The following is a 13,222-nucleotide window of genomic DNA, read 5'->3' as shown; positions in this document are numbered from 1 at the left end:
ATTATGAACGGGTGAAGAAAAGCGATATAATTGACAATGCGAGGCTAAAGAGGCTTACAGAGATTGGAAGCCATACAAGGATAGGCCACCAAAAAATTTCGCGTTCGCGGATTATTTCGTGTCTCAGCTTTTTGTGTCCTTCCAATGAGAGAACATGCCCATAAAATTTTGAATGCTCCCAATATTCATTATCTTCCATTTCACTTGGTTGTTTGGGAATCGGTATATCAAATTTTTCCGCAAGAATTATTCTTCTGGTAGTCTTAATTTTATCGATTTTACCCTGCTTTATGTCTATTTCATCCATATACTCGGCCATCAACTGGTGATATTCGTCCCATGGGGGGCGACGAAGCTCAGCGAGTTTGGGGCGATAATGTGCCTCTATTTTTTCAATCTGCGCGCGAGCATTGCTTATGCATCTTTGCTCGCGTCGCCGTACCAAAAAAGCATTAATTGGGTTGCGCACTAAATTGCTCCGCCGATGTGTTCTCAGCCAATATAGGGACTGGCAGCGCTCAGTTCATTTCGCGTTGTTTGACCCGGTTGGAACATTGTGAGACCAAAATGTCTCACGTGAGACGTGAGACCGTCTCACGTTCTCATTTCGTTCGCATCGGATTTCGGCTAAGTCATTGAAATGATTGGTGCCGGCAGCAGGATTCGAACCCGCGACCCCCTGATTACAAATCAGGTGCTCTACCAACTGAGCTATACCGGCCCGAGAGCGTGCGAAAGGCGGGGAATGGCCTTCGGCTCTTCGATTTCGACGCTCCCTTAGCACAAGGTGCGCCGCGTTGCATCCCGCTAAATCCGCTTTGCCACAGGCAAGCGCGCCCTCGTGGGTGTGAGCGCCCTCTCGTCGTGGTTGGCGCCAAGTCCTGCGCGGCGCCCGCACGGGCCAGATCGTGCGAGGACGAAGCGTGATGGCCGGGCGTGAGCACCTGTGGGGCGCCGGTGCCAAGCGGGCTTATTCGTTTCAGGGGGCGCCACGCAAATGCCGGCGCAACATACGGCAATGCCAAATTGGGGCCGGAATGGGAACCGATTGGAGGGGGGAACGCTCGGGCGGGCAGGGCGTTTGTCTTGCGTTGGAGTGCTGGAATGCGCGAAGCTGAAATGCCCGGGTTTCGCCGTTTTTCGTGGGCAGGCTCGGGTTTTTCGGGATGTGTCGTTTCTGGCTGTCGCGGCGGTGTCCGCCAGCGGCGCCGGTGCCGCGTTCGCTCTGCTCGGCACGCCCGGGTTCACCAGAGGAAAAGGCCATGGCTCTTACGTTCAAAGCCGTTTTCGGGGCGCTTGCCTGTCTGCTGGCGCTGATGTGGTTCAGCGCGGAGCCGGCCGCCGCCATGCCGACGCATGCCGCGGCACCCGCCGCGACACAGGCCGCCGTGCTGGCCGGGACCGGCGTTCTGGCGCCCACAAGCGTCCACTACAGGAACTGGCGTCACCGTCATTGGCGCGACCGTCACTGGCGCGACAGGCATTGGCGCGGGCGCGACAGGTATTGGCGGCAGCGGCACTATCGGCCGGGATTGTCGTTCTGGTTCGGCAGCGGCGGTGTCGGCGTGCCTTACGGGTATTACGGCTATCGGCCGGGGCCCTATTATCGCGGTCCCGTCTATTACGGCCGGCCTGCTGTGCCGCCGCGCGGTTATTATTATCGCGGCCGTCCGGCGCCGGGCACGCCGGACTGGTATGCCTACTGCGCGTCGAAGTACAAGAGCTTCAATCCCCGCACCGGGCGCTATCTCGCCTATTCGGGCAAGTATCGGCGCTGCCGCTGAGCGTCGCGCGCGCCGGCTCGGGTCACAGTCCGAGCTTGGCGCGCGCTATATAGAGAGAAAGCACGGCGGCGTTGGAAACGTTGAGCGAGCGGATCTTGCCCGGCATGTCGAGACGGGCAAGCGTGTCGCAGGCCTCGCGCACACCCTGGCGCACGCCCTTGCCCTCCGCGCCCAGCACCAGAATCAGCTTTTCGCCGAGGTCCGTATCTTCAAGCCTCGCCGGGCCGTCGCTGTCGAGCGCGACGCGGGTGAACCCGGCCTCGCCGGCCTCCGCCATGAAGCGCGCCATGTTCGCGACCTTGAGATGCCGCACGAGATCGAGCGCGCCGGAGGCCGATTTCGCCAGTACCGCGCCTTCCTCTGGCGCATGACGATGCGTCGTCACCACCGCGTCGGCGGCCAGCGCCACGGCGGAACGCAGAATGGCCCCCACATTGTGCGGATCGGTCACCTGGTCGAGCGCCAGCACAAGGCGCGCATCGCCCAGCGACTTCAGGTCATAGGCGGGCAGGGGATCGGCCTGCAGCAACACGCCCTGGTGAACCGCGTCGCGGGGAAGCTGGCGGGCGATGGAGCGCGGGTCGACGAGATCGACCGGAACATCCACATTCACGCCGCGCTCCTGAAGCCGGGCCAGCGCGTTGCGCGTGGCGACGAGGCGATGGCGCTTGCGGTCTGGGTTGGCGAACGCCGCCTCCACCGTGTGCAGCCCGTACAGGAAAAGCGGTCCGCCCGAAGGTTCATCGCGCCCGCGCCGCGGGGCGCCCGGGCGCGGGCGGCGGTTCGACTTGCGGGCGACGGGCGGCTTGCCGCCGGGCTTTGCAGGCGGTTTCTCGGGGGGCTTTGTCATGGCGAAAGCCTTAGCCAGAGGCGCTCCATGGCGCAAGGGACTTGGCAACGCATTTGCGCAAGCGCGCGCCCGACCGCACGATCGCGAAACAAGGCGCGGGCGCGCGCGGAGACGGACGCGCGGAGACGGAGATGTCGAGCGGAAAAAGCGGCGGCGCGCACGGCGCGGGTCTTTTCCCCAGAAACGAAAACCGTCCCTTCCGGTACGCACATGGGCATTTTCCAGCGGTCGGGCTGTGGCGGGTGAGGGCGAAAAAGCCATGCGGCGGCAGGCTTTCGCTGTTCGCGGGCCGGTGTGTGCGGGCGTTTCCCGCAGCTGGGGTCGCGGCGGAGCGATAAGCCGTGGATAGAAACGACATTCTTGTCCAATCGCCCGTTGACACTCCGGGACGACATCGCCATAACACGCGCCACGGGATTCACCGCCTCCCGGGTTCTACGGACTTAGGTCCTTGGGAAGCTCGTGGCGGCGGGGTGTTTCTGTTTGGCGATCCTGTAGGCTTTATGGCTACCGGGTGCGAAAACGGAGGAGTGCCCGAGTGGTTAAAGGGGACGGACTGTAAATCCGTTGGCTTTGCCTACGTTGGTTCGAATCCAACCTCCTCCACCATCGCACCTCGTTAGGCTCGAGAGCGCGGGTGTAGCTCAATGGTAGAGCAACAGCCTTCCAAGCTGATGACGAGGGTTCGATTCCCTTCACCCGCTCCAACCTTCGAGCAGACCTTCTACAAGCCGCCAGGCGACCCCATATGGAGAGATCCATGTGGTGAGGTCTGTCCCGTGTTCTGATCCATCGCCGGGTGGCGCGGTGTCGCCGCCTCCGGCCGTGCCTGGAATTGAAGACCGCGGGCTTGCGCCGCGAACAAACGAGCAGAGAGCGACGTCGATGGCGAAGGAAAAATTCGAGCGCAACAAGCCGCACGTCAACATTGGCACGATTGGCCACGTTGACCACGGCAAGACGACCCTGACTGCGGCGATCACGATGACGCTTGCGGAAACGGGTGGCGGTGTTGCGAAGGCCTATGACGAGATCGACGCTGCGCCGGAAGAAAAGGCGCGCGGCATCACGATCTCGACGGCGCACGTTGAGTACGAGACGGAGAACCGTCACTACGCCCACGTGGATTGCCCGGGCCACGCCGACTACGTGAAGAACATGATCACCGGTGCGGCGCAGATGGACGGCGCGATCCTGGTGGTTTCGGCGGCCGACGGCCCGATGCCGCAGACCCGCGAGCACATCCTGCTCGCCCGTCAGGTCGGCGTTCCGGCGCTTGTCGTGTTCCTGAACAAGGTCGACCAGGTCGACGACGCGGAGCTGCTGGAGCTCGTGGAGATGGAAGTTCGTGAGCTTCTGTCGTCCTACGACTACCCCGGCGACGACATTCCGATCGTTGCGGGCTCCGCTCTTGCGGCGGTCGAGAACCGCAACCCGGAAATCGGCCGCGACAAGGTTCGCGAGCTGATGGCCGAGGTCGACGCCTACATCCCGACGCCGGAGCGTCCGATCGACCAGCCGTTCCTGATGCCGATCGAGGACGTTTTCTCGATCTCGGGTCGCGGTACGGTTGTGACGGGTCGTGTCGAGCGCGGCATCATCAAGGTTGGCGAGGAAATCGAGATCGTCGGTATCCGCGACACCAAGAAGACGACCTGCACAGGCGTCGAGATGTTCCGCAAGCTGCTCGATCAGGGCCAGGCGGGCGACAACATCGGTGCGCTGCTTCGCGGCATCGGCCGTGAGGATGTCGAGCGCGGTCAGGTTCTTTGCAAGCCGGGTTCTGTTACCCCGCACACGAAGTTCAAGGCCGAGGCCTACATCCTGACGAAGGAAGAGGGTGGCCGTCACACGCCGTTCTTTACCAACTATCGTCCGCAGTTCTACTTCCGCACGACGGACGTGACGGGTGTTGTGGAACTTCCGGAAGGCACCGAGATGGTGATGCCGGGCGACAACGTGACGGTCGTCGTCACGCTGATCGTGCCGATCGCGATGGAAGACGGTCTGCGCTTCGCTATCCGCGAAGGTGGCCGCACCGTCGGTGCCGGCGTGGTTGCCTCGATCATCGAGTAAGTTCCGGTTGGCGCGGCTTTCGGGCCGCGCTTGCCAATCCCGGCAAACGGGGTTACATCCGACGCGATCCGGCTTCTGGCGGTGATGTCGGGGTCGCTGGATCGGCCGCAAGAAACGTGATAATGGGCTGCGACCTTAAGGGTTCAAAGCCAGTAGGGGTGTAGCTCAGTTGGTAGAGCAGCGGTCTCCAAAACCGCAGGTCGTGGGTTCGAGTCCCTCCGCCCCTGCCAGTTTCGCTCTTGTGGAATCGGTTCGTCGGCTATAAGTAATGCGCAGCAGGCAATGGCGTGCGGATCTTTCCGCGCGCCTATATGCCGTTTATACGGCCGCGTCGGGAGGTGTGATTCGCCTTCGCGCCGGCCGCAAACAGGATCTGCCGGTCGGGCGCCATGCGGCGCCGATGTCCCAAAGGGCGGGCGGTCGATCTGAAACACGAATTGAGGCGGGCGCTCGCGGAGTTCTTGACGCGGTGTCGAGCTGAAGCAGGCCACAGGCGGCCACAGGCGGAATGGCAAAAAACAATCCTTTTACCTTCCTCCAGCAGACGCGTCAGGAGGTTGCGAAGGTCTCATGGCCTACGCGGCGCGAGACCGCGGTAACGACCGTGATGGTGTTCATCATGGTTGCGATCGCCTCGATCTTCTTTCTGCTCACGGACCAGCTTATGGCCGAGGGCGTGAAGCTCCTTCTCGGTTTGGGCTTTTGATCCGAGCCTCTCAAGATATCAAATGATGCGGACTGGGGTCACATGACCAAGCGCTGGTACATCGTCCACGCCTATTCGAATTTCGAGAAGAAAGTTGCCGAATCGATTCGGGAAAAGGCTGAGTCGAACGGGCTTGGCGATCTTTTTGAGGAAATTCTCGTCCCGACCGAAAAGGTCGTGGAAGTGCGTCGCGGCCGCAAGGTCGACGCGGAGCGCAAGTTCTTTCCCGGCTACGTGCTGGTGAAGATGGAGATGACGGACGACGCGTATCATCTCATCAAGAACACGCCGCGCGTAACCGGGTTCCTCGGCGCCGACAATCGCCCGATGCCGATTTCCGAGGCCGAGGCGCACCGCATCCTGCACCAGGTGCAGGAAGGTGTCGACCGGCCCAAGCCGTCGATCTCGTTCGAGGTTGGCGAGCAGGTGCGGGTGTCCGACGGACCCTTCGCCTCGTTCAACGGTCTTGTCGAGGAAGTCGACGAGGAGCGCGCGCGGCTCAAGGTCGCGGTGTCCATTTTCGGCCGGGCGACCCCGGTCGAGCTCGAATACGCCCAGGTCGACAAGCTCTGACTGTTTGAGCCTGTCGACAGGGACGTCGGTGGAAGGCGGCTTGAAGGCGAACGCCTCGCACAAGCGGCCCTACCACCACCTCTCTGGTGCCGGATGGTCCGGCCAACACGATTAGGAGAGCCACATGGCGAAGAAAGTTCAAGGGTCCCTGAAGCTTCAGGTGCCTGCGGGTTCGGCGACGCCGTCCCCGCCGATCGGTCCGGCGCTGGGTCAGCGCGGCCTGAACATCATGGAATTCTGCAAGGCGTTCAACGCTCAGACGCAGGACCTGGAAAAGGGCGCGCCGTGCCCGACCGTGATCACGTTCTTCACGGACAAGTCCTTCACGTTCGAGATCAAGACGCCGCCGGTGTCCTTCTTCCTGAAGAAGGCCGCGAAGCTCGCGAAGGGTTCCAAGACGCCCGGTCAGAGCGTCGCAGGATCCGTTTCCCGCGACCAGGTCCGTGAAATCGCGGAAGCGAAGATGAAGGATCTGAACGCCACCGATATCGACGCCGCCATGCGGATGGTCGAGGGTTCCGCCCGTTCGATGGGCCTCGAGGTTCAGGGGTAAAGACCATGGCGAAGATCGGAAAGCGCACGGCCGCAAGCCGCGACGGTATCGACCGCAACAAGCTTTACGCCCTCGACGAGGCCGTGACGCTGATCAAGGACCGGGCCAAGGCGAAGTTCGACGAGACCGTCGAAATCGCGATGAACCTCGGTGTCGACCCGCGCCATGCCGACCAGATGGTCCGTGGCGTGTGCGTCCTTCCCAACGGCACCGGCAAGTCGGTGCGCGTCGCGGTGTTTGCGCGCGGCGACAAGGCGGAAGAAGCCAAGAAGGCCGGCGCTGACATCGTCGGTGCGGAGGATCTGGTGGAGCAGGTACAGGGCGGGACGATCGATTTCGACCGCTGCATCGCGACGCCCGACATGATGCCGCTGGTCGGCCGTCTCGGCAAGGTTCTCGGCCCCCGCGGCCTGATGCCGAACCCGAAGGTTGGCACGGTGACCCCGGACGTGACCTCGGCCGTCAACGACGCCAAGGGCGGTGCGGTCCAGTTCCGTGTCGAGAAGGCCGGTATCGTTCACGCTGGCGTCGGCAAGGTGTCGTTTGACGAGGCCAAGCTGAAAGAGAACATCAAGGCCTTCACCGACGCGGTGATCAAGGCCAAGCCGTCGGGCGCCAAGGGCAACTACCTGAAGCGCATCGCGCTGACCTCGACCATGGGCCCGGGCATCAAGCTCGACCCGTCGACGGTCACGGGTGCCTGATCGGGTAACCTGATCGCGCGGTGCCCCTGAAGGGTGCCGGGCATCGTATCCACCCGTTGCGGGTGGCGAGAGAATTCCCGCCGGGGCGACCCGGCGGGATGCGGCTGTCAGGAGGTCTTGCTGCCTCTTGCCGGCCGGTCCTGTCCGAGACTGCAGGTGTCGGGCCCGAAAGGGTCCGGTCTAAGCCATCCGGGCCTGCATAGACGGGTTAGAACCGACATTCCGGCCGAATGGCCGCCCGGTTCGAACCGTAGGCCTTGCCGCGCTCCTTGCGAGCGTGCGTGAGGGGGCAGGAACCCTGAGCGTCGCTCGAGAAGGGGAAACCCTTTGGAGCGGCAAAGCCAACCGGCGGACGACGCGTTGTCGTTCGCCAAGTGGAGAAGGCAAGTGGATAGAGCGGAAAAGCGCGAAGCCGTAGCGGCGCTCAACACCGTGTTCGCGGACGCGGGTGTTGTCGTCGTGGCCCACTATGCGGGTCTCTCGGTCGCGGACATGACTTCGCTGCGTGCGAAGGTCCGTGAGGCCGGCGGATCTGTAAAGGTCGCGAAAAACCGTCTTGCCAAGCTTGCCCTTCAAGGCACGGACGCCGAACACATCGCGGACCTGTTCCAGGGTCCGACCGTCATCGCCTATTCGGGCGATCCGGTCGCTGCCCCCAAGGCCGTGATGGACTTCGTCAAGGGGAACGAAAAGCTCGTTGTCCTGGGCGGAGCTCTCGGCTCCACAAACCTCGATGCGGATGGGGTCAAGGCGCTTGCCACGATGCCGTCGCTCGATGAGCTGCGCGCCAAGATCGTCGGCATGGTCCAGACGCCGGCAACGCGCATCGCGCAGGTTCTGAGTGCTCCGGCCGGGCAGGTTGCCCGCGTCATCGGCGCTTACGCCAAGAAGGACGAAGCCGCGTAAGACACGCGACTGCTTGAAACACACCGAAACCGATACGGTTCGAATACGAAGGTTAGAAAAATGGCTGATCTCGAAAAGATCGTTGAAGACCTGTCCGCCCTGACTGTCATGGAGGCCGCCGAGCTCTCCAAGATGCTCGAAGAGAAGTGGGGCGTTTCCGCTGCCGCTCCGGTCGCGGTTGCCGCCGCCGGCGGTGCCGCCGCTGCACCGGTCGAGGAAGAGAAGACGGAGTTCGACGTCGTGCTGACCGCAGCCGGCGACAAGAAGATCAACGTCATCAAGGAAGTCCGCGCCATCACCGGTCTTGGCCTGAAGGAAGCCAAGGACCTGGTCGAGGGTGCTCCGAAGACCGTCAAGGAAGCCGTGTCCAAGGACGAGGCTGCCGAGCTGAAGAAGAAGCTCGAGGAAGCCGGCGCGAGCGTCGAGCTGAAGTAAGGTCTTCCTTGCTTGAAACTTCGCGGTCCCGGGTTCGCCCGGGACCGCAAATCAGGGTGCTGCCGGCGGTGCCGGGCGAAAACGGCATCCGCCAGACGCGTTTGATGCCCCGGCGGGTTCATCCCGTGACCGGGGCGAACGTTCCCCTGGAGCCGGCCGGTGCCTTCGTGAGGCGCGGGCGCGGAGGTCCGGGACTTTCGAGAGCGAAGACCTTGATGTCGATGGCTCGTGGGGCCGGGACGGGGTTTTCGAGGGACGGTTATCCAGATCGCGGCCCGTTCCTGCGGCATTTGTCGCGGGCATGGTGCCGGAGCCGGTAGATGCCGGCGATCCGGCTAGCCGTCACCAGGACCGCACCTGTCCCGGACCCCGTCCGGAGATGCGGCGGTCGACAATGAAAAGCAAGAGCACGTGTCCGGCGGGGCGTAGCGTGCTTGAGGCGATACGAGGAGCGACAATGGCGCAGACGTTCAACGGTCGCAAGCGGGTCCGTAAGTTTTTCGGTCACATTCGCGATGTCGCGAAAATGCCGAACCTGATCGAGGTGCAGAAGGCATCGTATGATCAGTTTCTGCAGGTCGATGAACCCGAGGGCGGCCGCGCGGTCGACGGCCTTGAGGCTGTCTTCAAATCCGTTTTTCCGATCTCCGATTTCAGCGGCACGTCGCTGCTCGAATTCGTCCGGTACGAGTTCGAACAGCCGAAATATGATGTGGATGAGTGCCGCCAGCGCGGGATGACCTTCTCCGCGCCGCTCAAGGTGACGCTCCGGCTCATCGTGTTCGACGTCGACGAGGAAACCGATGCCAAGTCGGTGAAGGACATCAAGGAGCAGGACGTCTACATGGGCGACATGCCCTTCATGACGGAAAACGGCACCTTCATCATCAACGGCACCGAGCGCGTCATCGTCTCCCAGATGCACCGGTCTCCGGGCGTGTTCTTCGACCACGACAAGGGCAAGACCCACTCCTCGGGCAAGCTGCTGTTCGCGGCGCGCGTGATCCCCTATCGCGGTTCCTGGCTCGACATCGAGTTCGACGCCAAGGATATCGTCTATGCGCGTATCGATCGTCGCCGCAAGATCCCGGTTACCTCGCTGCTGATGGCGCTCGGGCTCGACCCGTCCGACATCCTGTCGACCTTCTACGATTCCTTCGCCTACACCAAGGCGGGCGATGGCTGGCGTAAGCCCTTCAACCCGGTTCACATGCGCGGCATGAAGTCGGCCGAGGATCTCATTGACGCCGACAGCGGCGAAGTGATCCTCGAGGCGGGCAAGAAGATGACCGCCCGTCATGCCAAGCAGCTGTTGGAAAAGGGTGTCAAGTCGATCAAGGTCGGTGCGGAAGACCTCTTTGGCCAGTATTTGGCCGAGGACATGGTCAACACGCAGACCGGCGAGATCTACGCCGAGGCGGGCGACGAGATTTCCGAAAAGACGCTCGAGGCGCTGATCGAGCAGGGCTACGACGAGATCCCTGTTCTGGCGATCGATCACGTCACCACGGGCGCCTACATGCGCAACACGCTGGCGGTGGACAAGAACGAAGCCCGCGAGGACGCGCTGTTCGATATCTACCGGGTGATGCGCCCGGGCGAACCGCCCACCCTGGACACGGCGGAAGCGATGTTCCACTCGCTGTTCTTCGACAGCGAGCGCTACGACCTGTCGGCCGTCGGCCGCGTCAAGATGAACATGCGTCTCGACCTCGATGTCGAGGACACGGTTCGCGTCCTGCGCAAGGACGACATCATCGAGGTCATCCGCACGCTTCTCGGCCTGCGTGACGGCCGCGGCGAGATCGACGACATCGACAACCTCGGCAACCGCCGTGTGCGTTCGGTCGGCGAGCTGATGGAGAACCAGTACCGCATCGGCCTCCTGCGTATGGAGCGCGCGATCAAGGAGCGCATGTCGTCTGTCGAGATCGACACCGTCATGCCGCAGGACCTGATCAACGCGAAGCCTGCGGCGGCTGCCGTGCGCGAGTTCTTCGGTTCCTCGCAGCTCTCGCAGTTCATGGATCAGACGAACCCGTTGTCGGAAGTCACCCACAAGCGCCGCCTCTCGGCGCTTGGCCCGGGCGGTCTGACGCGCGAGCGAGCCGGCTTCGAGGTGCGCGACGTGCACCCGACGCATTACGGCCGTATCTGCCCGATCGAGACGCCGGAAGGCCCGAACATCGGCCTCATCAACTCGCTGGCCACCTTTGCCCGCGTCAACAAGTACGGCTTTATCGAGAGCCCGTACCGGCGCGTGAAGGACGGCCATGCCACGCCGGACGTCCACTATCTTTCGGCGATGGAAGAGTCCAAGCACTACGTCGCCCAGTCGGACGTGCCGACGGACGAGAACGGCCGCTTCACCGAAGAGCTGATCCTGTGCCGGCACGCCGGCGACGTGATGCTCGTTCCGGCGGAGCGTGTGGACTACATGGACGTGTCGGCCAAGCAGCTCGTCTCCGTGGCCGCCTCGCTCATTCCGTTCCTGGAAAACGATGACGCCAACCGCGCCCTGATGGGCTCGAACATGATGCGTCAGGCGGTGCCGCTGGTGCGTGCCGAGGCCCCGTTCGTGGGCACCGGCATGGAATCGGTGGTGGCGCACGATTCCGGCGCGGCCATCGCGGCCAGGCGTTCGGGTGTCGTCGATCAGGTCGACGCGACCCGTATCGTCATCCGGGCGACGGGAGATCTCGACCCCTCCAAGTCGGGCGTCGACATCTACCGGCTGATGAAGTTCCAGCGTTCGAACCAGAACACCTGCATCAACCAGCGTCCGCTGGTGCGTGTCGGTGACGTGATCGGCAAGGGCGACATCATCGCCGACGGTCCGTCGACGGATCTGGGCGATCTGGCCCTGGGCCGCAACGTGCTCGTCGCGTTCATGCCCTGGAACGGCTACAACTTCGAGGACTCCATCCTGCTGTCGGAGCGCATCGTGCGCGACGACGTGTTCACGTCCATCCACCTTGAGGAATTCGAGGTGATGGCGCGCGATACGAAGCTCGGACCGGAGGAAATCACGCGCGATATTCCGAACGTGTCGGAAGAGGCGCTGAAGAACCTCGACGAAGCCGGCATCGTCTATATCGGCGCCGAGGTGAACCCGGCGGACATCCTGGTCGGCAAGATCACGCCGAAGGGCGAAAGCCCGATGACGCCGGAAGAGAAGCTTCTGCGCGCCATCTTCGGCGAGAAGGCCTCCGACGTCCGCGACACCTCGCTGCGTCTGCCCCCCGGTGTCACCGGCACGGTCGTGGAAGTGCGCGTCTTCAACCGCCATGGCGTGGAGAAGGACGAGCGCGCGATGGCGATCGAGCGCGAGGAGATCGAGCGTCTGGCCAAGGACCGCGACGACGAGCAGGCGATCCTGGATCGCAACGTCTACGGTCGTCTGGCGGAGATGCTTCTCGACAAGGAAGCGTCCGCGGGTCCGAAGAGCTTCAGGAAGGATGCCACGATCACCGGCGACCTTCTCAACGAGTACCCGCGCTCTCAGTGGTGGCAGTTCGCCGTCGACAACGAGAAGCTGATGGGCGAGATCGAGGCGCTGCGCGGCCAGTACGACGAAAGCCGCAAGCGTCTGGAACAGCGCTTTATCGACAAGGTCGAGAAGCTGCAGCGCGGTGACGAGCTGCCGCCGGGCGTGATGAAGATGGTCAAGGTCTTCGTCGCGGTGAAGCGCAAGATCCAGCCGGGCGACAAGATGGCCGGCCGGCACGGCAACAAGGGCGTCGTGTCGAAGATCAACCCGCTCGAGGACATGCCGTATCTGGAAGACGGCACTCAGGTCGATATCGTGCTGAACCCGCTGGGCGTGCCCTCGCGCATGAACGTCGGCCAGATCCTGGAGACGCATCTGGGCTGGGCCTGTTCGGGCATGGGCAAGCGCATCGGCGAGCTTTACGACCAGTATCGCAAGTCGGGCCAGCTTGAGCCGCTCAAGACGACGATCGTCGATATCTACGGCGACAATATCAAGGGCGAACCGGTGAAGGAGTACGACGACGAGTCGATCGTGCGCCTCGGCGAGCAGCTCAGGAAGGGCGTGTCCATCGCGACACCGGTCTTTGACGGCGCTGTCGATGCGGACATCGTGGACATGCTGGAAAAGGGCGGCCTCAAGGGGTCCGGCCAGTCCACCCTCTACGACGGACGTACGGGCGAGCAGTTCGACCGGTCGGTCACCGTGGGCTACATCTACATGCTCAAGCTGCACCACCTGGTGGACGACAAGATCCACGCCCGTTCGATCGGCCCGTACTCGCTGGTCACCCAGCAGCCGCTGGGCGGCAAGGCGCAGTTCGGCGGACAGCGTTTCGGCGAAATGGAGGTGTGGGCGCTCGAAGCCTATGGCGCCGCCTACACCTTGCAGGAAATGCTGACCGTCAAGTCGGACGACGTCGCGGGCCGTACCAAGGTCTACGAGTCGATCGTGCGCGGCGACGACACGTTCGAAGCCGGTATTCCGGAAAGCTTCAACGTGCTGGTCAAGGAAATGCGGTCGCTGGGCCTCAATGTCGAGTTGAAGGACAGCAAGCTTCAGCTCCCAGGGGCTGACGATGAAACACAGGCGGACGCTGCGGAATGATCCGTGGCGTCGAGCGGGCGGAACGTCACAGTTTCGCC

The 13,222-nt window shown here is 62.9% G+C and carries 11 protein-coding genes and 4 tRNA genes; 12 read left to right on the top strand and 3 right to left on the bottom strand.

From position 1 onward, the window contains the following. Position 1 precedes the first annotated feature (1 nt). The gene (locus C8N35_RS23615) at positions 2-469 is read right to left on the bottom strand and encodes a hypothetical protein (RefSeq protein ID WP_146177364.1); all 468 of its coding nucleotides are present in this window, start codon (positions 467-469) and stop codon (positions 2-4) included. Positions 470-645: 176 nt separating this feature from the next. After that, positions 646-721, bottom strand: a tRNA-Thr gene (locus C8N35_RS09540). Between the two features lie 541 nt (positions 722-1,262). Between C8N35_RS09540 and C8N35_RS09535 the strand changes: the two genes are divergently transcribed. Continuing rightward, the gene (locus C8N35_RS09535; RefSeq protein ID WP_210203465.1) at positions 1,263-1,784 is read left to right on the top strand and encodes a BA14K family protein; all 522 of its coding nucleotides are present in this window, start codon (positions 1,263-1,265) and stop codon (positions 1,782-1,784) included. 22 nt (positions 1,785-1,806) lie between these two features. Here C8N35_RS09535 and C8N35_RS09530 read toward each other — a convergent pair whose 3' ends face one another. Then, a complete protein-coding gene (locus tag C8N35_RS09530) occupies positions 1,807-2,634 on the bottom strand; it encodes a TrmH family RNA methyltransferase (RefSeq protein WP_107989445.1) in 828 nt (275 codons plus the stop codon). A 524-nt stretch (positions 2,635-3,158) separates the two neighbouring features. Between C8N35_RS09530 and C8N35_RS09525 the strand changes: the two genes are divergently transcribed. The 11 genes from C8N35_RS09525 (at position 3,159) to rpoB (ending at position 13,184) form a co-directional block, all read left to right on the top strand. Beyond that, a tRNA-Tyr gene (locus C8N35_RS09525) sits at positions 3,159-3,243 on the top strand. A 24-nt stretch (positions 3,244-3,267) separates the two neighbouring features. Continuing rightward, a tRNA-Gly gene (locus tag C8N35_RS09520) sits at positions 3,268-3,341 on the top strand. A 178-nt stretch (positions 3,342-3,519) separates the two neighbouring features. Further along, positions 3,520-4,710: an elongation factor Tu gene (tuf, locus tag C8N35_RS09515; RefSeq protein WP_107989444.1), complete on the top strand. Its 1,191-nt coding sequence runs from the start codon at positions 3,520-3,522 to the stop codon at positions 4,708-4,710. 154 nt (positions 4,711-4,864) lie between these two features. After that, a tRNA-Trp gene (locus tag C8N35_RS09510) sits at positions 4,865-4,940 on the top strand. A gap of 278 nt (positions 4,941-5,218) precedes the next feature. Beyond that, positions 5,219-5,416, top strand: coding sequence for a preprotein translocase subunit SecE (gene secE, locus C8N35_RS09505; protein ID WP_107989443.1), 198 nt, complete (start codon positions 5,219-5,221; stop codon positions 5,414-5,416). A gap of 42 nt (positions 5,417-5,458) precedes the next feature. Beyond that, a complete protein-coding gene (gene nusG, locus C8N35_RS09500; RefSeq protein WP_107989442.1) occupies positions 5,459-5,989 on the top strand; it encodes a transcription termination/antitermination protein NusG in 531 nt (176 codons plus the stop codon). Positions 5,990-6,113: 124 nt separating this feature from the next. Further along, positions 6,114-6,542, top strand: a complete 429-nt coding sequence (rplK, locus tag C8N35_RS09495; protein ID WP_107989441.1) for a 50S ribosomal protein L11 — start codon at positions 6,114-6,116, stop codon at positions 6,540-6,542. A gap of 5 nt (positions 6,543-6,547) precedes the next feature. Further along, complete coding sequence (gene rplA / locus C8N35_RS09490; RefSeq protein WP_107989440.1) at positions 6,548-7,246, top strand: 50S ribosomal protein L1; 699 nt, start codon at positions 6,548-6,550, stop codon at positions 7,244-7,246. A gap of 387 nt (positions 7,247-7,633) precedes the next feature. Then, positions 7,634-8,152, top strand: coding sequence for a 50S ribosomal protein L10 (gene rplJ / locus C8N35_RS09485; protein WP_107989439.1), 519 nt, complete (start codon positions 7,634-7,636; stop codon positions 8,150-8,152). Between the two features lie 60 nt (positions 8,153-8,212). After that, complete coding sequence (gene rplL, locus C8N35_RS09480; protein ID WP_107989438.1) at positions 8,213-8,587, top strand: 50S ribosomal protein L7/L12; 375 nt, start codon at positions 8,213-8,215, stop codon at positions 8,585-8,587. 457 nt (positions 8,588-9,044) lie between these two features. After that, positions 9,045-13,184: a DNA-directed RNA polymerase subunit beta gene (rpoB, locus tag C8N35_RS09475; RefSeq protein WP_107989437.1), complete on the top strand. Its 4,140-nt coding sequence runs from the start codon at positions 9,045-9,047 to the stop codon at positions 13,182-13,184. The last annotated feature ends 38 nt before the right edge of the window (positions 13,185-13,222 follow it).

Origin of the sequence: Breoghania corrubedonensis, assembly GCF_003053845.1 — a bacterium.
Taxonomy (GTDB): Bacteria; Pseudomonadota; Alphaproteobacteria; order Rhizobiales; family Stappiaceae; genus Breoghania; species Breoghania corrubedonensis.
Note: the sequence above shows the minus strand (reverse complement) of the source record. Positions and strands in the feature narration are given on the sequence as shown.

Bases quoted from the DNA above. Each gene is read 5' to 3' on its own strand.
- rpoB (WP_107989437.1), top strand. From the start codon at position 9,045: ATGGCGCAGACGTTCAACGGTCGCAAGCGGGTCCGTAAGTTTTTCGGT.
- secE (WP_107989443.1), top strand. From the start codon at position 5,219: ATGGCAAAAAACAATCCTTTTACCTTCCTCCAGCAGACGCGTCAGGAG.
- rplL (WP_107989438.1), top strand. From the start codon at position 8,213: ATGGCTGATCTCGAAAAGATCGTTGAAGACCTGTCCGCCCTGACTGTC.
- rplK (WP_107989441.1), top strand. From the start codon at position 6,114: ATGGCGAAGAAAGTTCAAGGGTCCCTGAAGCTTCAGGTGCCTGCGGGT.
- rplA (WP_107989440.1), top strand. From the start codon at position 6,548: ATGGCGAAGATCGGAAAGCGCACGGCCGCAAGCCGCGACGGTATCGAC.
- C8N35_RS09530 (WP_107989445.1), bottom strand. From the start codon at position 2,634: ATGACAAAGCCCCCCGAGAAACCGCCTGCAAAGCCCGGCGGCAAGCCG.
- nusG (WP_107989442.1), top strand. From the start codon at position 5,459: ATGACCAAGCGCTGGTACATCGTCCACGCCTATTCGAATTTCGAGAAG.
- C8N35_RS09535 (WP_210203465.1), top strand. From the start codon at position 1,263: ATGGCTCTTACGTTCAAAGCCGTTTTCGGGGCGCTTGCCTGTCTGCTG.
- tuf (WP_107989444.1), top strand. From the start codon at position 3,520: ATGGCGAAGGAAAAATTCGAGCGCAACAAGCCGCACGTCAACATTGGC.